General features: G+C 36.9%; 21 protein-coding genes. 13 read left to right on the top strand and 8 right to left on the bottom strand.

Translation table 11 applies throughout. The annotated features are described in order from the left end of the window. Positions 1-33: 33 nt before the first annotated feature. Together glyQ and glyS are read left to right on the top strand one after the other, a co-directional pair. Positions 34-1,011: a glycine--tRNA ligase subunit alpha gene (glyQ, locus tag I2F23_RS02140; protein WP_195770947.1), complete on the top strand. Its 978-nt coding sequence runs from the start codon at positions 34-36 to the stop codon at positions 1,009-1,011. Next, positions 1,011-3,080, top strand: a complete 2,070-nt coding sequence (gene glyS, locus I2F23_RS02135; RefSeq protein ID WP_195770946.1) for a glycine--tRNA ligase subunit beta — start codon at positions 1,011-1,013, stop codon at positions 3,078-3,080. Before glyQ ends, glyS begins: the two co-directional genes overlap by 1 nt. A gap of 52 nt (positions 3,081-3,132) precedes the next feature. Here glyS and I2F23_RS02130 read toward each other — a convergent pair whose 3' ends face one another. Beyond that, a complete protein-coding gene (locus I2F23_RS02130; protein ID WP_195770945.1) occupies positions 3,133-4,395 on the bottom strand; it encodes a hypothetical protein in 1,263 nt (420 codons plus the stop codon). Positions 4,396-4,734: 339 nt separating this feature from the next. Between I2F23_RS02130 and I2F23_RS02125 the strand changes: the two genes are divergently transcribed. Then, positions 4,735-5,316, top strand: a complete 582-nt coding sequence (locus I2F23_RS02125) for a hypothetical protein (protein ID WP_195770944.1) — start codon at positions 4,735-4,737, stop codon at positions 5,314-5,316. Positions 5,317-5,354: 38 nt separating this feature from the next. On the opposite strand, the gene I2F23_RS02120 is transcribed toward I2F23_RS02125, so the two are convergent. Then, on the bottom strand, positions 5,355-6,203 hold the full coding sequence (locus I2F23_RS02120) for an aldo/keto reductase (protein ID WP_195770943.1): 849 nt from the start codon (positions 6,201-6,203) through the stop codon (positions 5,355-5,357). Positions 6,204-6,370: 167 nt separating this feature from the next. Between I2F23_RS02120 and I2F23_RS02115 the strand changes: the two genes are divergently transcribed. Beyond that, positions 6,371-7,168, top strand: coding sequence for a class I SAM-dependent methyltransferase (locus I2F23_RS02115; RefSeq protein WP_195770942.1), 798 nt, complete (start codon positions 6,371-6,373; stop codon positions 7,166-7,168). Position 7,169: 1 nt separating this feature from the next. Then, a complete protein-coding gene (locus I2F23_RS02110; RefSeq protein ID WP_195770941.1) occupies positions 7,170-7,685 on the top strand; it encodes a hypothetical protein in 516 nt (171 codons plus the stop codon). Here the strand turns inward: I2F23_RS02110 and I2F23_RS02105 are convergent. Together I2F23_RS02105 and I2F23_RS02100 are read right to left on the bottom strand one after the other, a co-directional pair. Beyond that, positions 7,682-8,095 (bottom strand): protease inhibitor I42 family protein, encoded by a 414-nt coding sequence (locus I2F23_RS02105; protein WP_195770940.1) that lies wholly within the window; start codon positions 8,093-8,095, stop codon positions 7,682-7,684. The genes I2F23_RS02110 and I2F23_RS02105 overlap by 4 nt on opposite strands. Before the next feature lie 173 nt (positions 8,096-8,268). After that, on the bottom strand, positions 8,269-8,733 hold the full coding sequence (locus tag I2F23_RS02100) for a Holliday junction resolvase-like protein (RefSeq protein WP_195770939.1): 465 nt from the start codon (positions 8,731-8,733) through the stop codon (positions 8,269-8,271). Positions 8,734-8,875: 142 nt separating this feature from the next. Here I2F23_RS02100 and I2F23_RS02095 point away from each other — a divergent pair, with 142 nt between their 5' ends. From I2F23_RS02095 to yccS, 5 genes are all read left to right on the top strand, one after another. After that, positions 8,876-9,520 (top strand): ParA family protein, encoded by a 645-nt coding sequence (locus tag I2F23_RS02095; RefSeq protein WP_195770938.1) that lies wholly within the window; start codon positions 8,876-8,878, stop codon positions 9,518-9,520. 56 nt (positions 9,521-9,576) lie between these two features. Further along, positions 9,577-10,650: an AI-2E family transporter gene (locus I2F23_RS02090; RefSeq protein ID WP_195770937.1), complete on the top strand. Its 1,074-nt coding sequence runs from the start codon at positions 9,577-9,579 to the stop codon at positions 10,648-10,650. A gap of 179 nt (positions 10,651-10,829) precedes the next feature. Beyond that, positions 10,830-11,459, top strand: a complete 630-nt coding sequence (locus I2F23_RS02085; RefSeq protein ID WP_407647988.1) for an NAD(P)-dependent oxidoreductase — start codon at positions 10,830-10,832, stop codon at positions 11,457-11,459. A 117-nt stretch (positions 11,460-11,576) separates the two neighbouring features. Further along, positions 11,577-12,752, top strand: coding sequence for a glycoside hydrolase family 28 protein (locus I2F23_RS02080; RefSeq protein ID WP_195770935.1), 1,176 nt, complete (start codon positions 11,577-11,579; stop codon positions 12,750-12,752). Between the two features lie 64 nt (positions 12,753-12,816). Further along, complete coding sequence (gene yccS, locus I2F23_RS02075) at positions 12,817-14,976, top strand: YccS family putative transporter (protein WP_195770934.1); 2,160 nt, start codon at positions 12,817-12,819, stop codon at positions 14,974-14,976. Positions 14,977-15,028: 52 nt separating this feature from the next. Here the strand turns inward: yccS and I2F23_RS02070 are convergent, their stop codons facing one another. Continuing rightward, positions 15,029-16,258 carry an MFS transporter gene (locus tag I2F23_RS02070; protein WP_195770933.1) on the bottom strand — a complete coding sequence of 410 codons (1,230 nt, stop codon included), beginning with the start codon at positions 16,256-16,258 and terminating at the stop codon, positions 15,029-15,031. Positions 16,259-16,586: 328 nt separating this feature from the next. Between I2F23_RS02070 and I2F23_RS02065 the strand changes: the two genes are divergently transcribed. Then, positions 16,587-18,392, top strand: coding sequence for an aminopeptidase P family protein (locus I2F23_RS02065; protein ID WP_195770932.1), 1,806 nt, complete (start codon positions 16,587-16,589; stop codon positions 18,390-18,392). Positions 18,393-18,440: 48 nt separating this feature from the next. Here the strand turns inward: I2F23_RS02065 and I2F23_RS02060 are convergent, their stop codons facing one another. Continuing rightward, positions 18,441-19,847, bottom strand: a complete 1,407-nt coding sequence (locus I2F23_RS02060; RefSeq protein WP_195770931.1) for an FAD-binding oxidoreductase — start codon at positions 19,845-19,847, stop codon at positions 18,441-18,443. Between the two features lie 88 nt (positions 19,848-19,935). Between I2F23_RS02060 and serA the strand changes: the two genes are divergently transcribed. Together serA and I2F23_RS02050 are read left to right on the top strand one after the other, a co-directional pair. Continuing rightward, a complete protein-coding gene (serA, locus tag I2F23_RS02055; RefSeq protein WP_195770930.1) occupies positions 19,936-21,168 on the top strand; it encodes a phosphoglycerate dehydrogenase in 1,233 nt (410 codons plus the stop codon). 74 nt (positions 21,169-21,242) lie between these two features. Beyond that, entirely contained in the window at positions 21,243-22,184 is a 942-nt protein-coding gene (locus I2F23_RS02050) for an EamA family transporter (RefSeq protein WP_195770929.1), read from the top strand. Between the two features lie 15 nt (positions 22,185-22,199). On the opposite strand, the gene I2F23_RS02045 is transcribed toward I2F23_RS02050, so the two are convergent. Together I2F23_RS02045 and truB are read right to left on the bottom strand one after the other, a co-directional pair. Continuing rightward, positions 22,200-22,967 (bottom strand): sulfite exporter TauE/SafE family protein, encoded by a 768-nt coding sequence (locus I2F23_RS02045; RefSeq protein WP_195770928.1) that lies wholly within the window; start codon positions 22,965-22,967, stop codon positions 22,200-22,202. A gap of 15 nt (positions 22,968-22,982) precedes the next feature. After that, entirely contained in the window at positions 22,983-23,897 is a 915-nt protein-coding gene (truB, locus tag I2F23_RS02040) for a tRNA pseudouridine(55) synthase TruB (RefSeq protein WP_195770927.1), read from the bottom strand. Positions 23,898-24,014 lie beyond the last annotated feature (117 nt).

The following is a 24,014-nucleotide window of genomic DNA, read 5'->3' as shown; positions in this document are numbered from 1 at the left end:
GAGGTAATTTTCTTATAATATATTGGATGCTACATGAGTCGCGCCATTTCTCATATTGATACATTTCAAGGTTTAATTCTTGCCCTTCAAACTTACTGGGCTGAGCAAGGCTGTGTTGTACTACAGCCCTACGACATGGAAATGGGTGCAGGAACATTTCATACTGCAACATTCTTACGTGCTTTAGGCCCAGAAACTTGGAATGCTGCTTATGTGCAGCCTTCTCGTCGTCCAAAAGATGGGCGCTATGGTGAAAATCCAAACCGCTTACAGCACTATTATCAATTTCAGGTTGCACTTAAACCTAATCCAGACAATATCCAACAACTTTATTTAGACTCTTTAAAAGCCATTGGAATTGACCCACTTGTACATGACATTCGTTTTGTCGAAGATAACTGGGAATCTCCAACGCTTGGCGCTTGGGGACTTGGCTGGGAAGTTTGGCTCAACGGAATGGAAGTTACGCAGTTCACCTACTTCCAACAAGTCGGTGGGATCGAATGCTACCCAGTCACTGGTGAAATCACTTATGGCCTTGAACGTTTGGCCATGTACTTACAAGGTGTCGATTCCGTATATGACCTTGTTTGGACAAAAGGACAATTCGGTACAGTGACATATGGTGATGTATTCCATCAAAATGAAGTAGAACAATCGACTTATAATTTTGAATATGCACCTGTTGAAAAATTATTTGAGCTCTTTGATTTCTACGAAGCAGAAGCAACACGCTTAACAGAAGTTAATTTACCTTTGCCAGCTTACGAGCAAGTCATTAAAGCCTCACATTCATTCAACCTACTTGATGCTCGTGGTGCAATCTCTGTAACCGAGCGCCAACGCTATATCTTACGTGTACGTACGCTTTCTCGCGCTATTGCACAAAGTTATGTAGAAGCACGTGCAAAGCTTGGCTTTCCTATGGCAGAACCACATTTAAGAGATGAGGTATTGGCAGAGTTAAAATTACAAGCTGAAAATGAAGCAGCAAAAGCGGAGAAAAAATAATGAATCAACATACGGTATTATTTGAACTCGGCTGTGAAGAACTCCCGCCAAAAAGCCTAAAAAAATTACGCGATGCGTTAAAAGAGAATACTGCAAAAGGCTTAAACGATGCTGGTCTAAAATTCTCTAAAATTGAAGCCTATGCTGCACCTCGTCGCCTTGCATTAAAAATTATAGATGTCGATAGTGCACAGGCAGATACAAAAAAACGATTTGATGGGCCAGCTGTGCCTGCTGCATATGACGCGGAAGGTCATCCAACAAAAGCCTTGGAAGGCTTTATGCGTGGTCAAGGTATTACCCTAGATCAAGTAGAGAAATTTCAAGCAGGCAAAGTTGAAAAAGTTTGCTATTACAAAGAGATCAAAGGGCAAGATTTAGATGCTCTACTCCCTGCTATTTTACAACATGCTTTAGATCAACTCCCTATAGCAAAACGCATGCGTTCTGCTGCAAGCCGTACAGAGTTTGTACGTCCTGTTAAATGGGTTGTTTTACTCAAAGATGATCAAGTCATTCAGGCAACCATTCAAGACCATGCAACAGATGCAATTACTTATGGTCATCGTTTCCATAATCCTGAGGCCATTACGTTAGCGCATGCCAATGACTACCTCGAAGCACTTGAAAAAGCATATGTTGTTGCCGACTTTGAAAAACGTCAAACAACCATTCAAGCACAAGTGAAAACGTTGGCGGAAGAAGTAAATGCCGTTGCAATTGTGCCAAATGATTTACTAGATGAAGTGACCGCGCTTGTAGAATGGCCTGTAGCATTACGAGCAACTTTTGAAGAGCGTTATCTTGCTGTACCACAAGAGGCACTCATTACAACCATGCAGGACAATCAAAAATATTTCTGCTTAGTAAACAGTGATCATCAGTTACAACCTTACTTTATTACTGTATCCAACATTAAATCTAAAGATCCAAGTCAGATTATTGAAGGTAATGAAAAAGTTGTTCGCCCACGCTTAAGTGATGCAGAATTCTTCTTCTTACAAGATCAAAAACAGCCTTTAGCAAGCCGTTCAGAAAAGCTTGCAAAAATGGTATTCCAAGCACAATTGGGTACACTTTGGGATAAATCTGAACGTATTGCACAGCTTGCAAAGCAAATTTCTCAAATTACAGGTGCAAACATAGCAGATGCAGAAAAAGCAGCTCACCTTGCTAAGTGTGATCTGACTTCTGAACTCGTGGGTGAATTTCCTGAATTACAAGGGATCGCTGGAACCTATTATGCACGCATCGAAGGTGAAAATGATGAAGTTGCCGAAGCATTAGGTGAGCAGTATTTACCAAAATTTGCAGGTGATGCATTACCTAAAACAAAGACAGGTACAACACTTGCACTTGCAGATCGTTTAGATACGCTTGTCGGCATCTTTGGCATTGGACAAGCACCAACAGGCTCAAAAGATCCGTTTGCGCTTAGACGTTCTGCTATTGGTATACTACGTTTAATTATTGAAAACCAGTTGAATGTTACTATTGAAACTCTAGTTAACTTTGCATTGAATGCATATGGCAATGTAATTGAAGATCACGAGAAAACACGTAACGATGCTGTGACTTTCTTAGAAGGACGCTACCGTGCAAAATATGAAGACCAAGGTGTGGCTGTAGATGTACTTCAAGCAGTACAAGCACTTTCACCAAACTCTCCTCTTGACTTTGATCGCCGTGTAAATGCAGTCAATCACTTCCGCACACTTCCAGAAGCAAGTGCTCTTGCTGCTGCAAATAAACGTGTTGCAAATATTCTTGCAAAAGAGAATGTAGCAGATGCCCCAATTGTTGAAGATAAGCTCATTGAAGATGCTGAAAAGGCACTGTATAGTGCTATTCAACAGATTGAACCAATTGTTCAACCTCTTCTTCAAGAACAAAACTACACAGAGGCATTAACACATCTTGCAACGTTACGCACACCTGTAGATGCTTTCTTTGATCATGTGATGGTAATGGCAGATGACGAAACGTTAAAAGCCAATCGTCTACGTCTACTCACTCGCCTACGCCAGTTATTTACTGCAATTGCAGATATCTCGGTATTACAAGGTTAATCAAGACATAAAAAAAAGCGCTCCCATGAGCGCTTTTTTTTATTCTTCAGTATTACACTAAAATCAGTTTTTCATTTTCACTTACTGGAGCTTCTACAAAGCTACATAATCCATGATCATCGGTATTTAGATTCAGATTCTTGTAACTAATAACATAGTAATCTAAATATTTCTTCAACACTAAAGGATTCATATCACTTGTAAGCGCATCATCTTCTTTAAAAATTTTCATGACACGACGATCATTCATTGCTATTAAATAGCGCTCACTATTTAACTCAACTTTCACCAAACAACTCGATTTTGCCATAAGTGGCAGTAAGTATTTATTATTTAGATCAATTGCATCTTGTGAATAGCTCTCTACTTTATTACTAATCACGTTAAATACTAAAAAATTACCGAAATTATCCTGTAATTGCTGACGACTTTCTTGTGGTAAATTAACTTTAATTCCGAGTTTTTGTAAATCTTGCTCTGTCACTTGACGACGACTTAACATGACTCGCGTAATTAACTGCTTGAGCGTCGGATCTAAATATTGTGCATCAAGTTGTAGATCATTATTCTTTAAAATTCGCCCCAGTGCTTTACTATGGCGTGACATCAAATTCCCGATCACATTACGATAATAAAACTTACTTTTTTTCTTTACTTGACGCATTTGTTCATAGAAATAAGGCTGATCTAAATCATGTCGAATAAAGTCGTTTAACAAACTCGAACTGGCCAGAACGGACAAAGCCTCATGTCCTGTAAATGGAAGATTAAGCGTCATGACATTAGGCAAAACCTGTTTTATTTTTAAGTAATGCTCTCTGTCATTTTCATAGTAAGGGTCGTAAACAATCACATAGTCTATGTCTTCAGAAACATCTTGTGCTTCAATTCTCATATCACGATGTAGACTAACATCAAAAAATTCTGCGTAGCGACGATCCTCAACTTCCTGCGGATCAATGGTAAATTGTGGAACAAATGCAATTGCACGAGACATATTCAATAACTTTGAATATTTTAAAACAGCATAACCACCCATCGATCCACCATAGCCAATAATTTTTTTAAATTGAGCTATATAAGGTGTAACCGCTTCCATCATATTTTTCATGCTTTGTGCAGGAAACCATGACTTTTCTTTAGGCATAATTCCGATGACATTGTAGTCATATTTCATTAAAGATTTTTCGGCATTAATACTTAAGCCTTTTGCACGTGTGATTAAATCACCAAACGAAAAAATCAACTCTTCTGAGTTGCCTTTCAGAAAAATGACTCTGATTTGTTCGTCTTCAAAAATTATTTGCTTATCCATTACACACCGAAAAATTTAAAATAAATGGCAACTTTTATAAAGTGCCACAATAGAAATATATAAGGGCAAAACTATGTTTTAGCGTGCCAAATCAAATGAGTGATATAAATATACCATTTTTGAAAGGACTTATGTAAAAGCCCTCTCAAATACAAACAACCCAATACCTATTTTTATGAAAAATTGAGATGAATCAATAAATTAATAAAACAGAATATGTCATCTTTAATTTAATTCATAAAAAATATAATGGAATTCAATAACTTCATGAAAATGTCACATCAATTTGTAAAAGTATCGATACAAAATTAACCATCTGTCCATTTCGGAATCTAGGGCATGCAGTATATAAGAACTTCAGAAGGATTTGCGGCATTACAAAACCGTGACCGCGCTCTATCTTCAAAACAACGCCAATTACTACTCATGATTGGTACCAGTGACTTCGAAAAACTGTCTTCTGCAGTAAAAGAAAAACTGTGTACTTCTGAGGTACTCGGGGGCTTACTTTCTTTAGGTTTTATTCAACGAAAAGAAACCACTATTAAAAGTAATGTTGAACAAACGTCAATATTGCCTCATCCAACACCTCAGCAAGAAACCACTGCTACATCTAAACCACCAGAAGTTGTTCAGCCAATCTCATCTCTACCTATAGCACCCGATTTAGAACAATATGATATTGAATTTACTTTTGAGAATATGAAAATACTCATGGTAGATGCACTTCAAAAACACTGTGGTCTTATGGGTAAAGCACATATTCGGTATATTAACGGCTGTACAACCATTTTAGAACTTAAGCGCTCACATATGACCGTGGTGACTTTACTACAAGAAAGTCGCATGCCTCAGCCTGAAATACGCCGTTTAACTAAAATATTACAACGTTTTTATGAGTTGAGTATCGAAACTGTATAAATGAAAAAGCAATGAGCGTACTCATTGCTTTTTTACTTTTAAAACTCTTCGTAAGTGGCTGGGTCTTGTGCCTGTAAACGCCCATTTGGCTGAGTGAGTGCATTAATTGCGGATACGTGTTCATTTGTTAAGAAGAAATCAAAAATAGATCTATTTTCAATCTGGTTTTTTTCACTTGTCGCTTTAGGAATGGTAATAACACCCAGTTGGAACTGCCATCTCAAAATAACCTGTGGTACGGTTTTACCAACTTCTTCGGCAATTTTTTGCAAAACTGGTTCATGTAGAACCTCACTTGCACGACCTAATGGGCTCCATGCCATCGTTACAATACCATTTCTTTGGTTATATTCTCTTTGCTCTTGTTGATTAAATAATGGGTGCAACTCTATTTGATTCACAACAGGAACAATACCCGTTTCTTGTTTTAATAAATCGATATGATCTGGTAAAAAATTACTTACTCCAATCGATTTAATCTGTCCCTTTTTCTGAGCATCAATTAAAGCTTGCCACGCTTCGACAAATAGTTCTTGTTTAGGGTTTGGCCAATGAATGAGATATAAATCGTAATAATTCAACTGAGCACGGAAAAGCGATTCTTCTATTGTTTTAACAGCTTCTTCGTATCGATGATGACGGCCAGGAAGTTTAGATGTTATAAAAAACTCTTCTCGCTCAATACCCGACTGCTGTAATACCTGACCTACAGCCCCCTCATTTTCGTAGTTAAATGCAGTATCTAACATACGATAGCCTTGTTGCACCGCTCCTAGCATTGTACTCACGCCTTCACTCCCGTTTAGCGTATATGTTCCAAAACCAATTGCGGGTACACTATATCCATCATGCAATGTATGAACAGGAATACTTGGTTGTAACGCCATACTCACCTCCATATTATATTTATTTCGACATATAGACTTTGTTATAAAATACCTATTTTAAAAATACTATGTTGTATACAAAATGATACTTCAATAGCTATAAACTCAAGCGTCTTTTCAGATGCTATGACTATACTTAAAAATTTAACTCATTCTTTAAATATATCATGACTCAAAACATTCACCCTACAGCACAGGATGCTTTCGATAAAAATGCACAATCTTACCAACAAGCAAGACCAGATTATCCACCTGAAATAATTCCTTGGCTTATCCAAAACTTTGAAATTGATAATTTAACAACAGCTATAGATTTAGGCGCAGGTACAGGAAAATTTACGCGTGTACTCACGCATACAGATGCACATATTCTTGCTATTGAACCAGTTGATGATATGGCTAAGCAATTTATGCATATACATCCAAATATTGAACTCATCCGCGCATTCAGTCATGCTATGCCATTGAAATCTCAAAGTGTCGATCTTGTTATGAGTGCACAGGCATTTCACTGGTTTGCTCATATAAATACGTTACAGGAAATTCATCGAATTTTAAAGCCAAATGGACATTTGGGACTCATATGGAACTACAGAGACAACTCACATGCATGGGTTCAAGAAATATCTAACTTTATAGCTACTTTTGAAGGAAATACACCAAGATTTCATCATTTTAACTGGAAAGAAGTTTTTAACCATCAAAACTTATTCAAAGCCGTCTATGAAAAAAGGTTTAGCTACATTCATCGTGGTACGGTAGAAAAAGTTGTATGCCAGCGTTTACTCTCTACTAGCTTTATTTCAACTCTAACAAACACAGAGAAAAAAGAGATTCAGGATCATTTAGAAAGAATTATTTATCAATTTTTAAAGAAATCTCCCAAAGATCAAATAAATTTTCCATATCATACTTATGCGTATACTTTTATCCGCTTAGATTCGCCAACCAATATGAGTACCTAATATGCCGAGAAGCTTAAACTCTCTCTTTACAATGACCTTATGTCTTTTCGTCTTTTTGTTTTCAGGTTGTAAAGAAAAATTAGATGCTGTACATCAGCATCAAGACATTCACACACATAGCGCTGAGCACGCTTCATCGACCTCCCGTAATATTCCAGCAACTTCACAAGATCAAACAGATATTCAGGAACTCGATCAATTTAATGCTGATTTCAATACAACCACACAAGAAATTTACCAAGAACTGCAACAATTAAAACGCCAAAATATGCTTCGACCTGATTATTTAATGCAACGTAAATATGATCAGGCACGTGCTGCAGTAAATATGCTAGATGATTTAGAACTCAATACTGCTCAAGGCAAGCAGATTAAAGATTTACTTACTAAATATTGGGAACAACAAGCATTATTTCTGAAAAGTAAAACACAAGTCATGCCAATATCTCCTCAGCCAGCAGACATCAATGACTTAATTGAAGCAGAAAAACAGCTAATGAAATGGAAAACATCTTAAGAAATACGTACACGACAATGCCAAGTTTCGACAGGTGGTGACGATTGATCCCAAGGACGTATATAGACTAATCGAATCTCTTCTTCACCAGCTTTCACGGCATCGAACTGATAAATTTTTTCCGCAGGTTTTCCTACAACTGGATTACTTTCATGTTGCTTAGGTTTTTGTTCTTCTTGATCAACACTAAAAAGATTTAAGGGTGATACGATTTGCCACTGATAGCCTGTGCTTAAATTTTCAGGTGCATGAAACATCAGACTTTGTCCGACTTTCATATCTAACAATGCAGGACATTTTTGCTTAAGGGTAAAAACATGTGTTTTTCCATCAATCGTTGGGCTACTGCTGTAACAGCCCACCAAAGCAAGTGCCGTACAGAGCGTGCCCATGCAAAGTGCATACTTCATTTCTGCTCACTCATTATAATTGTTCATGTTGCTATAACTGACAAAATAGCATTGTATGAACATACATATCTTAGACTCAGATTATCGTTTTTTTAATACATAAAAAAGTATTTTTTCATATAATTCGAATCAAATTTCAAAAAATGACATGACCTATACTTATTCAACACGCTTTATATTTGATCAATACGTATAGTTTCGAATCTGACACGACCAGCACGAATCGCATTTGCAATGGCTTGCTGACCTTTACTTAAACGTGCTCTACCACTTTTAATATCAATCAATACAACCTCAATTTCATCAGCAGAAATTTCACCATCTCGAAATTCGCTATATCCATTAAATACTACATAGTCGATAGGGTCTCCTAAAAAACGAGCATCTGCAGGTAAATAACTAAACTGGGGAAATAAAGGTGCGAATTGTTCTGCCATTTTTCCTTTCAAAACTGCTCTACTGGTATTCACACTTTTTCTTCTTGCTTCTTCTAAGGCCTCTCGATGTTCAAGCTCAAGTTGGGCAATGTATTGTTCATACTCTGCTTGAATTTTTCCATTCCTAAAATTGGACAGTAATAGTGTAGTCAGAACAACACCGATCAATCCTCCAATAAAGGCAGCAACCCAGATAGACATTTCTCAATTTTCCTGTTATCTCTAATATGAAGTAGTGTGCCGAATTTTTAACAAAGCAACAATGTCATCTTGGCAAGGTTCATAGGTTAAATATTCATGAAAAGAATGTTACAGTATTACAAATCAGAATATACGATATCTCATGAAAACTATTTTAGTTGCAAACCAGAAAGGCGGATGCGGAAAAACAAATACAGCGATTACCCTTGCGACGGCCCTTGCAGCCAAAGGTTATCAAGTTGCACTTGCCGATGCAGATACACAAAAATCAACGTTACAATGGCTTAAACAACGCCCAGCGTCAGCACATAAAATTCGTTCTCTCGATTGGAGAAATGAAAATTCAATTGGTGATGCACCCAAAGATTTAGAATATCTCATTATTGATGCGCCTGGAGCTGTCTCTGGTGAACATGCCGAGCAACTTATTAGTGAAAGTCATGCAATTATTACCCCTCTACAGCCTTCATTTTTTGATTTAAACAGTACCAAGAAATTTTTAAAGCGTTTACAAGATATTAAGCGTATTCGCAAAGGAAAAGTTGACATTATACTTGTTGCAAATCGTGTTAAATATCATAATATTCACTCTCCAGAAGTACTCGATTTTTTTAAAAAAGTTGAACATGAGCCCGTAGCATGGATTTCTGAACGCAGTGCTTATGGGCAACAAGCAATGCAAGGTTTAAGTATCTTTGATCATCAACAAAAACGTTTCATAGATATCCAAAAACAATGGCAACCTATCTTAGATCGTATTATCGAAGATGACACAACTTGGTTCTAAATTATATAAAGGGATGGATCTTAAATTGACTTGCGTTTAGAAAATAACTATACAGTATGTTTAAAGATTCTATCCCTCAAGTGGTACAGCGCAGTTTAATTTTTATTGTTCTACTTTTATTCATATACCTTAGTTTTTCTATTCTTAAATATTTTATTATTCCTATATTATGGGCAATAATTATTGCTTACATTACTTGGCCACTCTACCGTAAACTTCAGAAGAAAATCGGCTTACAGCATAAAATATTTAATGCATCTCTTATGCTTTTCCTATTTATGGCTGTAATTGGTTTACCCTTTTTATGTGCATTTTTGGTCTTACAACAAGAAGTACAAACCCTCTTTCATGAACTATACAAAGTTATATTTTTAGGCCCTGTTAGACTCCCCTCATCACTGCAACATATTCCAATGGTCAGTGAATTTTTAGAAAAAATGATTTCTCGTATAAATGAAAACCCAGAACAATTTAGACAGAATCTGATCACTTGGTTTCAAACCCATTCCGATTATGGTCGCTCCATTTTAAATGAATTTACACAACGAGCATTTTATTTATTTTGCACACTTATCTCCCTCTTCTTCTTATACAAAGATGGAGATCAATTGCTGCAACACACTGAAATTATATTACATAACCTATTTTCTGACCGCTTTAAACCCTATTTAAGTGCCATCATGCAAACAACTCATGCAGTCGTTTATGGCATTGGATTTACTGCATTTATTCAATCTTTATTGGCAGGTCTAAGCTATGTCGTTGTTGGTATTCCCAATGCATTTCTTATGACATTACTTACTTTTATACTGGCTTTTATTCCGCTTGGCACACCTATATGTTATGGCAGTATTGCACTATGGTTAATATCGCAAAACCAAGCCACTTCAGCACTCATTATATTCTTATGGGGCTGTTTCATCGTAACCCCCTCTAGTAATATTATTCGTCCACTCTTTATTTCAAAAACGACCAATATTCCTTTTTTAATCATTATGTTTGGTGTTATTGGAGGTATCGCAAGTTTTGGGTTCCTTGGTATCATTTTAGGGCCCGTGATTCTTGCTTTGCTACTCGCTATATGGAAAGAATGGCTTCAAAAATCGAATACATCTATGAATGAGAACTAACTTACATTTTTCTACGCATAACTGACTGTTCTACACCAATCATAATGTAAAAAATATCTACAATAATAAAAGGCCATATACATATGTTGAACCGATAAACAATCGATTGTTTCATTCAGTGCAACAGTTTGTCTTAATTTAGCCTATTTAACAGACCTAATCAAAACGATAATCTAAGAATAAAACATAGGAGCAAAAATATGAAAGTTGCAATTATTGGCGCATCAGGTATGGCAGGTTCTCGCATTTTAAATGAACTTGTTTCACGTGGACATCAAGTCACTGCAATCGCAAGAAACACTAATAAAATTGAAAAAAATGATGCTGTTACCACCAAAGCAGTTGATATTAAAGATCAAGAAGTGCTTACTGAAGCTCTAAAAGGTCACGATGCTGTAATTAGTGCTGTGCGCTTTGCCGACTTAGATGGACTGGCACTTATTGATGCTGTAAGAAACTCTGGTGTAAAGCGTTATCTAGTGGTAGGTGGCGCAGGCAGTTTACTTTTACCTGATCAAACACGCCTTATTGATTCACCAGATTTTCCTCAAGAATACCGTAGTGAAGCAGAGCCAGGATGTGTTTTTCTAGATCAATTAAAAGAAGTTAAAGATTTAGATTGGACATTCGTATCACCATCTGCATTATTCCAACCTGGTGAGCGTACAGGCAAATTTCGTATAGCAAAAGATACGCTTATTACCAATGAACAAGGTAGCCATATTTCTGCTGAAGACTATGCAATTGCCTTGGTCGATGCATTAGAAAAAAATCAATATATTCGTGAACGCTTTACAGTAGGTTACTAAATTAATCGTTGTATCGCACCATAAAAGAAACGGTATACCTAAGGTATGCCGTTTTTTATTTTAAGTTGACACATTTAAGATTGATGTATTGTATTGAATATTGATGCGATTATTCCGATGAAATTTACCAAATATATTCTCATGGGTGGCATGCTTTTATGTTCCTCGGCTCTAGTTGTTGCAATGCCTACGACTCCCAATCGCTGTACGACACTTTTTGCACAGAATGGAGAAAGTACACTGCTCATTCAAGAATCACTTGATCAATGTGAAAAAGGAAAGGCTGTTTATCTTGAGTCGAATAACAACCAACATTTTTTTATAAGTGGTCCAATTTCTATACCTTCTGAGCGTGCATTAGTAATACAATCAGGTGTTACTCTCAGAGCCATCAATCGTGCTTCTGCATTTGATTCAGGTAAATATACTTGTGGCACATTAGATAATCATGGAAATGGATGCCAACCTTTTATTACCTTTAATCATGTTAAACATAGTGGTTTGTATGGTTCAGGTACTATCGACGGTCAGGGCAATCTTCCTTTATTGGATCTAGCCAATACAACATGGTGGTCTTTGGCAAATGATGCTAAGGAGAAGAAACTTAAACAAAATAATCCACGATTGATTCAAATAAATCATAGCCAAGATATTACTTTATCTAACATTCATCTTATAAACTCACCCAATTTTCACGTTGTATTTAAAGAAAGTGATGGTCTAATGGTTTGGGGTATACAGATTCAAACACCGAGCTATGCTAGAAATACAGATGGAATCGATCCAATTTCTTCAAAAAATGTCATAGTCGCTTATAGTCAGATTAGTACAGGTGACGACAATATTGCAATTAAAGCAAATACCCAAAGTGCCCAAAATATGTATTTCTTTCATAATATTTTTGGGACAGGACATGGCTTATCTATTGGTAGCGAAACAAACGGTGGCGTGTTTAATATAAAAGTGGATGACTTGGCAATGGATCATACAACCAATGGTCTTAGAATTAAAAGTGACCAATCTGCTGCTGGAGAAGTTGCCAATATTTCTTATAATCATGTACATATGCATGATGTAAAATATCCGATTGTTATTGATACCGTCTATGAAAATAAGTCTGGGCACAACCAAGCAAATTGGCACAATCTCACTTACAACGATATTACCGCAAATACGGGTACAGTACTTATTGATGGAAGTAATGCCCAAACACCCTTCAACTTAGATATGTCACAAGTACGTTTCCCAGACAACATCATCTGGAAAATTATAAGTGCTCATGTAAAACATTAAAATATTTGACAGTACATCAAAAAAAGAACAATCTTTAGAAAAAATTAAAGGTGTTTTAACGTCTGTGAACAGCTTTCTAGAGAAATTAACTCAATATAAATCAAATGTTATCTTTATTTATTGCCTACAAATTTTTATTGTATTTTCAGGCACATTACTTGGTTTATATTATATCGGTTGTACCGAATACATCGTTCCTGTTACGTTGGGCACGATTGCGGCCGCACTTACAGACTTTGACGATCGATTAAGCATTCGATTACGTAATTTATTGTATGTATGCATTTTATTTTTTATTACAAGTACAATTTTAGAATTTCTTGCCCCCTATCCTCTTCTCTTTATTGTCTATCTCTCACTTTCCAGCGGATTCCTTATTCTTCTTGGAAGTTTGGGGCAACGTTACGCCGTCATTTCATTTGGTACAATACTCCTGTCTATCTACACGATGTTTGGCCTAGAAGATCATAACGTATGGTATTTTCAACCCATATGTTTTGTATTAGGTGCACTGTGGTATGGTATGACTTCTATTTTGTTTTACCTTCTTAAACCGACTCTTTTCGTTCAAGACAGTCTAGCGCAAACTTTCCTTTCAATTTCAGACCTCCTTACTCATAAATCTAAGCTGTTCGACCCAGACAATAATAAAGAACAAATTCATAATTTACTTCTAACGCTTTCAATTAAAAATGCAAATTTAGTACAATATTTGGATACAACCAAAAGCGCTTTACTTACTAGACTAAAAGCTTCCCGTGCAAATAAACACACTTTAAGCGCGTTGCATCTACACTTTTTCGCACAAGACATTCATGAGCAGGCTGCATCGAACTACCTAAGCTACGATCGCATTGGTATAAACTTTCACCATAGCGATCTTATTTTTAGAATACAAAAAACAGTTCGCTTAACTTCCCAAGCTTGTGCAGATCTTGCAGAATCTATTTTGCACCACAGACCTTACAAAGTAAAAAAAGAACATACCATCGCACTGGCTCAACTTGAAAGTTCAATACATGATTGGATTGAAGAAAATCCTAACAACCGCGAAGTGAAGAATCTCTGCCTCATTCTTAATAACTTAAAAAATATTTACGAACAGCTATTTCAACTTACACTCACACAGCATAACGAGCATCAGCATACGACACATGCAGTTATTCAAGATAATACAAACTTATTAGACAATGATATTCAAGATTGGAATGATCTGGTTTTAAAATTCAAACAGCATTTAACCCCACAATCTGCATTATTCCGTCATGCTGTCAGAATTTCTTTTGTCTTTTGTATTGGTTATGGCATATCGCTGCTTCCATTCTTTAAAAATGGATACTGGATACTTTTAACGAGTCTTTTTGTCTGCCAAGTCAGTTACTTTGCAACGAAGAGCCGGTTAAAAATGCGTACATTGGGCACACTTCTTGGTGTCATCATTGGCGTACCAATCTTATACTTCATTCAAAACACAGAAAGTCAGCTCATGCTTACTGTCATCTGTGCAGTACTTTTTTTCTATCTTCGCGTAAAAAAATATGCCATGGCCACGCTCATGGCAACACTCATGGTATTGCTTATTTTTAGTCTTAAAGGCTCTGCTTATGAGATTATTCTACCAAGAATTATAGATACACTCATCGGCTGTTTTATTGCATGGTTTGCGGTTAGTTTTATTTGGCCAGACTGGCAATGCCGTAATATTTCTAAGAATATTATTAATAGTGACATCGCTACACTCGACTATTTTGACGAAATTACTTACCAATATGAATATGGTCGTGACAATGGTATGACTTATCGCACTGCACGGCGTTTTGCACACAATAGACAAACGGAGCTTGCAAATATGATTTCAAGCTTAAGTGCTGAACCGAATCCCGATAAAACACTTATTCATGATGCATTTCGTTACCTCGTACTCAGTCATAGTCAACTCAGTTATATATCAGCTTTAGGTGCTCATCGACATACTGTTGATGACGAGAACATTTTGTCACTATTACAATGGTGTAGCCAAATATTAAGAGAAGTACTTATTGAGCAGTCACCTTTGTCTCAACAGAATATAGAATCTAAATTGTTAGAAATTGAAATACTTGCATCTCAGCAAAATTTATCTGCACAGTTACAACTCACCCTTAAACAAATCTCTTTGCTAATTGAAATGCTTCCTGAAATTAGTGCACTCAAACATCAGCTTCTTTCACAAGAAATTAAATAAAAAAGAGGCGTATATACGCCTCTTTCTTTTTGCTCAAATACTGAAACTTTAATTATTTAGCTTCAGCCTCTGCTCTTAAACGCATACCCTTGAGTAAGGCACGGCGAGGGAACGTAAACCAAATAAGAATAATAACAATACTTGCAAGCAAGTAAGCTGCCATATGGAAATGACTATATAACGTACGCACAATTTCAATACCAACAAAGAAAGAGAGCATATTTAAAATCGACATCGCAGCTGCAACTGTTCCTTTTGGCATTTCTGAAGAAGAAAAAGCAAAACGAAAGACAACCGATACAGCAATTCCCTCACCAAAGCTTACTAGCGTTAAACCAATGAGCAGTAATGGTAAAGTTAACGATGGGATAACTAGACCCATTGCTGCAATAATTGCTCCCACCAACATAATTGGAAAACCAACTAAAATGGTCTTGCCTAATGCATAGCGATCAATCACTTTAATTAAAACGATATTACCTAAAATGAGACCACCAAAAATAGGTACTTGGAATAAACCATATTGCAAACTAGATAATCCAAGTTCGTTGACTAACATTACTGGAGAAATGGAAATCCATAACATCAGTGGTAAAACAACAAGTGGTAAAGCAATCGCTAGGCTTAAAAAATGACGATCTGAATAGACCTGTTTGAAATCACCAAATAAATTACGCATTGGTTTTTTTTCAGCAGGTGGCGCAATTTCTGGCATATATGCCTTTAAACCAAACCAACTGATCAAAGACATAAGCGCAATGAGAATAAAGCCCCAATGCCATGAAATATGGTCAATTAAGAAAGCGCCTAGAACGGGGCCTAATAATGGAGCGAGCAATGAGATATTGGTCATAATTGCCATAACTTTTACGGCATCACGCTCTTCAAATGACTCTTGTACTGCAGCATACCCCACTGCAGAAACAATCGTTAAACCTGAACCTTGTAAAAAACGCAAAATAAGAAACTGATACATATTTTGCGTGACTAAGATAATAAGGCAACATACTGTAAAAAATAATACGCCTGCCAATAAAACTTTCTTACGTCCATAACGATCTGACAATGGGCCAAAGAGCCATGCAACCCCTGCACCACCCAACAGATAAAAAGACATTGCTGAAGGTGCCCATGTTGGACTAACACCAAAATATTGTGTAATTGGCAACATGGCAGGTTGAATTAAGTCATTACAAATGTAAGTCGCCAATTCAAAGAGAACAAGCGCTAGAGGGAACATTAGGGTCGCAAGACTTAATGTTTTTGCTTGAGAATTTTGCATTTTTTTCTAAAAAATAACGAGGTACAGCAAAAGCATCTTAAAACTGTCAGAGGGTGCCATTTGCTGAACGAAAGACTATGGGATTTCGCAAATCGCCCATACAGCACTAAATAAATTGAGATAAATGCGGCATCGAATTTGCTTTCTGTATATGAACCAAACAGTGACATTTTTTGATCAATTCAAGGAGCGCAACATTAGCATATTTTTAAATAAAGGTCGACTCATCTCACCTCACCCTTATCGGCATACATTGCAGCATTGCATAAACTCAGATCATACAAGATGCTATATTATTTAAGAACTCAGAATGAAGGCCGGATGCTTTATGCAAAATATGTCTATACAAGAAAAGTTAAAACAACTCCGTCAGCAAATGCAGACACACCATATTAATGCCTATATTATTCTCAGTGCAGACCCACATATGTCTGAGTATCTCCCTGAACATTGGCAAAGTCGTGTCTGGCTGTCAGGTTTTACAGGCTCAGTGGGTACATTAGTGATTACACAAGAAGAAGCTGGCCTATGGGTAGATGGACGCTATTGGGTGCAGGCAGAACAACAACTTCGTCAAACAGAAATCAAATTAAAAAAACTTACTGCTGAACCAGATTCAACACATATTGCATGGCTTGTAGAGCATTTAAAACAAGATGATATTATTGCAACAGATGGACGCACACTTTCATTAAACCAGTATCAACAACTTTCAGTAAAACTTGGCCATAAAAAGATTTCATGTCAGATAGCTAAAGATTTTATTTCACCTATTTGGAAAGATCGCCCGACATTACCTAAATTTTCTATTGATGAAATGCAATCAGGGCTAAATCATTTCACGCGTTTAGAAAAAATACAACAAGTGAGTCAGTATCTTACCCATGAACATATCGATGGGCATTTTATTTCAAGCCTTGATGACATTGCATGGCTATTAAACTGCCGCGGTCAGGATGTCGAATATAATCCTGTCTTTCTTGCTCACTTATATATCTCCAAATATGGTGAAACTACTTTATTTATTCATGAAGAGAAAATACCACAATCACTTAAAGAAGCTTTTTTAAAAGATAAAATTAATCTGCTTCCATACGAAGACAGTGGAAATTTTCTCGCACAGATAACCGATAAAAAAATACTCATTGATCCAAATAAAGTATCTGTTTATCACGTTCAAGCCTTACCTCAAGCAACTCAAGTCATAGAGGAATTAAATCCGTCGACACGCTTTAAAGCAATAAAGTCACCTAGCGAGATTGAACACATTCGGCATGCGATGCTCAAAGATGGTATCGCCTTAAGTCATTTTTTTAGTTGGCTTGAACGTGCTATTAAAAATCAAGAAGTTATTTCTGAGCTTACAATTGACGAAAAAATTACTGCACATCGCGCAAAAGAAGAAGGTTTTATTGGTGCAAGCTTTGCCACGATTGCAGGGTTTAATGCCAATGGCGCCCTACCACACTATAGAGCAACAGAAGAACAATTCTCTGATATTCAAGGCAATGGTTTATTACTTATCGATTCAGGCGCACAGTATATAGATGGTACAACCGACATTACACGTGTTGTACCAGTTGGCACACCCACAGATGAACAAAAGCATGACTACACACTTGTTTTAAAAAGTCATATTGCTCTTGCACAAGCAATTTTTCCTGTCGGACTACCTGCACCACTATTAGATAGTATTGCAAGGCAACCCCTCTGGCAAGAAAAGCTTAATTTTAGACATGGTACAGGTCATGGCGTAGGCTTTGCACTCAATGTGCATGAAGGGCCTCATAGTATTTCTTATTATGCACCAGTAAACAAAAATACTGCGATGTTTGAAGGAATGATTACTTCAAATGAACCGGGTTTATATAGAGAAGGACTCTGGGGAATACGTATCGAAAACCTTATTGTAAATCAGTTGGTTCCACATGGAACACAAGAATACGGCGATTTTTTATATTTTGAAAATCTTACACTTTGCCCAATCAATACCACATGCATTCAACGAGATCTCTTAACCACTCAAGAAAAACAATGGCTCAATACATACCATGAACAGGTTCGCACGAAGCTTCTTCCACACCTGTCAGGTCATGCAAAAGATTGGCTCATTGAAAACACAGAAGCGATTTAGAACATAAAAAAGAGCGATATCACATCGCTCTTTTTTACTTAGATTCGGTTAGTCAAACAATTTACCTGGATTCATAATCGAATTTGGATCAAACACTTGTTTCAATGCTTTCATATATTCAATTTCTTCAGGACTTCTCGTCATTGCAAGATAAGGCTTTTTAGTCATACCTACGCCATGTTCTGCTGAAATAGAACCATCATATTTTTGAACTGTATTAAATACATGCTCATTTACGACCTTACATTTCGCAAAAAAGTCATCTTTATCTAAATTTTCAGGTTTTAAAATATTTAAGTGTAAATTACCATCACCAATATGCCCAAACCAACAAATCTCGAAATCTGGATAATTCTGCTCAACAATCTCTTCAATTTCTTTAATAAACGCAGGTACGTGCGTAATTAAGACAGAAATATCATTCTTGTATGGTGTAAATGGCGCAATAGACTCTGAAATATCTTCACGTAAACGCCATAAACTTTCAACCTGATCTAAACTCTGACTAAGTACACCATCGAGTACCCAGCCTTCTTCCATGCAGTGCTCAAAGATTTCCATGGCTGTGTCCATAATTGGCTCATATGGTGCTTCAAATTCAACTAGCACATAAAATGGACATTCGGTATCAAATGGACGCTGTACATGCCCATGATCAAGTACTTTTTGCATTGCAAGTTCGCCAAAAAACTCAAATGCCGTTAAATCAATTTTACTTTGAAACGCATGTAGAATTGGCATCACAGCATCAAAGTCTGGTACTCCCAATACCATCACTTGAAGGTCATGTGGTTTGCGCTCTAGCTTAATTTCAGCTTCAGTCACAATGCCTAAAGTGCCTTCACCACCAATAAATAAATGTTGTAGTGCATAGCCTGTGGCATTTTTAATCATGCCTTTGTTTAGATGAAGTATATCGCCCTTACCTGTAACAACAGTTAGGCCTAATACCCAATTGCGTGTCATACCATATTTAATAACTTTAATACCACCTGCGTTGGTTGCAATATTGCCTCCCATCTGGCTTGAACCTGCAGATGCAAAATCAACTGGATAGTACATATCTTTAGATTCTGCATATTCTTGGAGTTGTTCAGTCACTACACCCGCTTGAATACGAACCATGCGATCTGCTGGGAAAAAGTCTAAAACTTGATTCATTTTATCTAGACTTACAACAATCTCACCATTTGTTGCAACAGCACCTGCGGATAATCCTGTACGACCACCCGATGGCGTAATCGCAATTTGATGTGTATTCGCAAATTGAACAATTTGCTGTACCTGCTCTGTGGATGAAGGAAAAACAATCACGGATGGATTTGGTTCAAAATGCTTGGTGTAGTCCTTCCCCCAATGTTCCAAACTACTGGCATCTGTTTTCACTCGACTTTCACCGACAATTTCGGTCAATTGAGCTAATAATTGTGGCGATAACTGTGCTGCAATACTCATCTTGGCAAACCTAGCAAGAAATAAACAAGTTGTTGATCATTATGTTATCATACTGCAACCAATATTTGGCCTTTGTAGCGGAGCCGTAATGAGCCAACATCTATCTCTTGATAAAGATAAAATTCGTTTTTTACTCCTTGAAGGTGTACACCAAAATGCAATTAATACATTAAATGCAGCAGGTTACACGAATATTGAATATCACAAAACTGCATTAGAAGGCGAAGCTTTAAAAGAAGCTGTCAAAGATGCACACTTTATTGGTATTCGCTCCCGTACTCAATTAACGGAAGAAGTCTTTGAAGCAGCAAGCAAACTCATTGCTGTTGGATGTTTTTGTATTGGTACCAATCAGGTTGATTTAAAAGCAGCCATGCATCGTGGTATTCCTGTATTTAACGCACCATTTTCAAATACACGTTCGGTCGCAGAACTCGTTTTAGCTGAGACTATTCTTCTTCTTCGTGGTGTTCCAGAGAAGTCAACAACATGTCACCGTGGCGGATGGCAAAAAACAGCAGTGGGTTCATTTGAAACTCGTGGTAAGACATTGGGGATTGTCGGCTACGGTTCAATTGGCTCGCAACTTTCTGTGCTTGCAGAAAGCTTAGGTATGCAAGTCATCTACTTTGACACTGTTACTAAACTTCCTATGGGTAATGCACGCCAAGTCGGTTCATTAAATGAACTTCTTGAAACTGCAGATGTTGTTACATTACATGTGCCTGATGTGCCATCGACACGTAACTTCTTTACCAAAGCTCAGTTTGACAAGATGAAGCAAGGTTCTATCTTCTTAAATGCAGCACGCGGTACATGTGTTGTCATTGAAGATCTTGCAGATGCAATTAAATCTGGTCATTTGGCAGGTGCAGCAGTCGATGTATTCCCGAAAGAGCCTAAAGGTAACAACGAAGAGTTTCAATCTCCTCTACGCGGTTTAGACAACGTGATCTTAACACCACATGTGGGTGGTTCGACCATGGAAGCACAAGCAAATATTGGTCTTGAAGTTGCTGAAAAGTTTGTTGCATATTCAGACAAGGGTATGACACTTTCAGCGGTTAATTTCCCTGAAATTGCACTTCCATTGGCTGAAGGCAAACACCGTTTACTTCATATTCACAAGAATGTACCGGGTGTATTGTCAAAAATTAATACATTGTTCGCAGAACAGCATATTAATATTTCAAGCCAATCTCTAATGACCAAAGATGATGTTGGTTATCTTGTGATGGACGTAGATGCATCTACTTCAGCTGAAGCACTCGATATGCTTCATCAAGTTGAAGGTACAATTCGTATTCGTGTATTGTTCTAAGCACTATCTCTGCTTTAAAAAAGCCATAACTAAAAAGTTATGGCTTTTTATTTTAAATGATCTCAAAGGCCAACATGAAAGTCGAAAATCAAAATAATTATGGCTCTGCGATATTTTTACTGCTAATTGCAATTGTCAGTATTCAATGCAGTGGTTCACTCGCAAAAATCTTATTTCAAACACACGATGTACTTGTCGTTGCAACCCTTCGCTTAGGCCTAGGCGGTATTATTCTAGCGATTATTGGTCGTCTATGGACAATTCATTGGAAAAGTGTGCATTGGAAAACTGTTATGAGCTATGGCATCGCCTTAAGTGGTATGAATGCTTTGTTCTATATGTCACTAAAATATTTACCCTTAGGAATTGCTGTTTCTTTCGAGTTTATTGGCCCATTGGCAGTCGCATTGTTTCATGCAAAACAAAAATTTGACTTTATTTGGGTCGGTCTCGCTATTTTAGGTATGTGTCTGCTTTTCCCCTTTAACCAAAGTCGAGATTCTTTAAGCACGATCGGCATTGTATATGCTCTGGGTGCAGGCGCTTGTTGGGCAGGTTATATTCTGTCTGGTCAAAAGAATGCAGGGATTTCAGGAATTCATACCGCTTGCCTAGGTATGCTGATTGGTACAACCATGGTATTTCCATTTGCACTTTACCAAGGTACTTTTACACATGCTTTTGAACCCAATGCTCTGGTTTATTTTGTTTTACTTGCAATTTTAGCCAGTGCCTTGCCTTATACTCTTGAAATTATTGTACTTAAGCGTATACCACCTTTAGTTTTTGGTACACTGACCAGTCTAGATCCTGCTATTGCTGCTATTTCAGGATTTATTTTTCTACATGAACAATTACTCATTTCTCAATGGCTTGCATTATTTACAATTATTATTGCATCCATTGGCTGTACTTGTTCAACACATTTTGCCAAACTAAATTTAGAAAGAAAAATACGTAAAAAACAAAAACAACTTGAAAAAGAATTTCAGTCTCATAAAAATAAAGGATCTTAAAAGATCCTTTGCTTCCTACCCTTTAATCGTTTGATAGCCAATGCGTACAATTAGAACAGACACCAAAACTAGAAATATTTTTCTGACAAAACCACTGCCATATTTTAATGCAACTTTTACACCTACAATAGAGCCAATGACGTTTGCAACAGCCATCATTAATCCAATCCCAATAATTGCATGCCCAGTAGGAATAAAAAAACTCAACGCTGCAAAATTGGTCATGAAATTTCCAATTTTAGATAAGGCAGATGCATGAACAAAGTCTACCCCCAGAAAGCGAATGAAAAAGAAAATAAAAAAGCTACCAGTACCAGGGCCAAATAAACCATCATAAAACCCGATAATTAAGCTTCCAATAGCAGCATAAATAAGTACTTTCTTAGTAATCTTAAGCTGAAACTTACTCTGTCCAAAATCTTTTTTAATAAACGTATAAACGGCAATAATGATAAGTAATATAAATACAAGCGGTCTCAAAACCGACTGTGGAATAAGCGATAAACATGCAGCACCAGCAAAAGCACTCACTAACGCACAAATTGCAATTACGGCCAGTAACTTCCATTCTAACTTTACTTTCTTACCAAAAGTATATGCTGCTGATGCTGTCCCAAAAATTGATGAAAGCTTATTAGTACCAATTACTGTCGCAGGTTGCATCTGAGGGAATGTACTCATTAAACCCGGAATCTGAACAAGACCACCACCTCCAACCGCTGCATCAATTGCACCTGCAGTAAAAGCAAATCCAATCAATGTAATTGCCGTTAATACATCCATGACATGGTCTCACTTTTAAAGTTTATGTAGGTTTAAAACACGTTTGGGTACAAGACGCTTCTTATCTGTAATCTCGGCAAGACCTAAACAAAGATCACCATCAAATACCAATACTTGTTGCTCCTCAGAATGATCAATATTACTTTCCAATCCATTAGAAAAATATTTTGCTCTCCCTTCAGGAACTTGGACTTGCTTAAAGTGTTCAACAGGTGCAAATGGAGGAAGTAATAAAGCCTCCCGTTCTAATTCAGTTAAACTTTCTAAATACTCAATGGTATATTCTGGAATTAAATTAAAGTGTCCTGTGCCAACACGATGTAATGCTGAAAGATGTCCGCCACAACCCAAAGCTGAACCGATATCTTCACCCAATACACGAATGTATGTTCCTTTTGAACAAGTTACATCTAATGTCAAAGTTTCATCTGTAAATGAAACAAGTGTTAAGTCAAATATAGTAATTGGCCTAGCTTCACGCTCTATTTCTATGCCTTGTCGGGCAAGCTCATATAAAGGCTTCCCTTGTTTCTTTAGCGCAGAGTACATTGGAGGGATCTGTTGAATCTCACCCCGAAACTTTTGAAGAACTTGTTCTATTTTTTCTTTCGTCAGATGAGGAATCGGACGCTGTTCTAAAACATCACCTTCAACATCACCCGTTGTTGTAGTTACTCCAAGCTTAACCGTGGTTTCATACCGTTTTACCGAATCTAGAAGATAATGAGAAAACTTAGTCGCCTCTCCTAAACAAATTGGCAATAGACCTGTTGCTAAAGGGTCTAATGCGCCCGTATGACCTGCTTTTTCAGCACGAAACAACCATCTTACTTTCTGTAATGCACCATTTGAGCTCAAATGTAAGGGTTTATTTAGTAAAAAAACACCATGGATATGACGACGCTGAATTTTCTTCTTCTGAACTGACATATTTTGATACAACAACGAAAAGACAGGCTATCTTAACAAACCTCTTTTAGATCATCAGCACAATTATCTATTTTTATAATTTTCTATTTTTATAATCATTATTTTATTATAAAAAAA

Source organism: Acinetobacter pollinis (assembly GCF_015627175.1).
In the GTDB taxonomy this organism is placed as follows: domain Bacteria; phylum Pseudomonadota; class Gammaproteobacteria; order Pseudomonadales; family Moraxellaceae; genus Acinetobacter; species Acinetobacter pollinis.
This window is presented reverse-complemented; position numbering and strand designations above follow the sequence as displayed.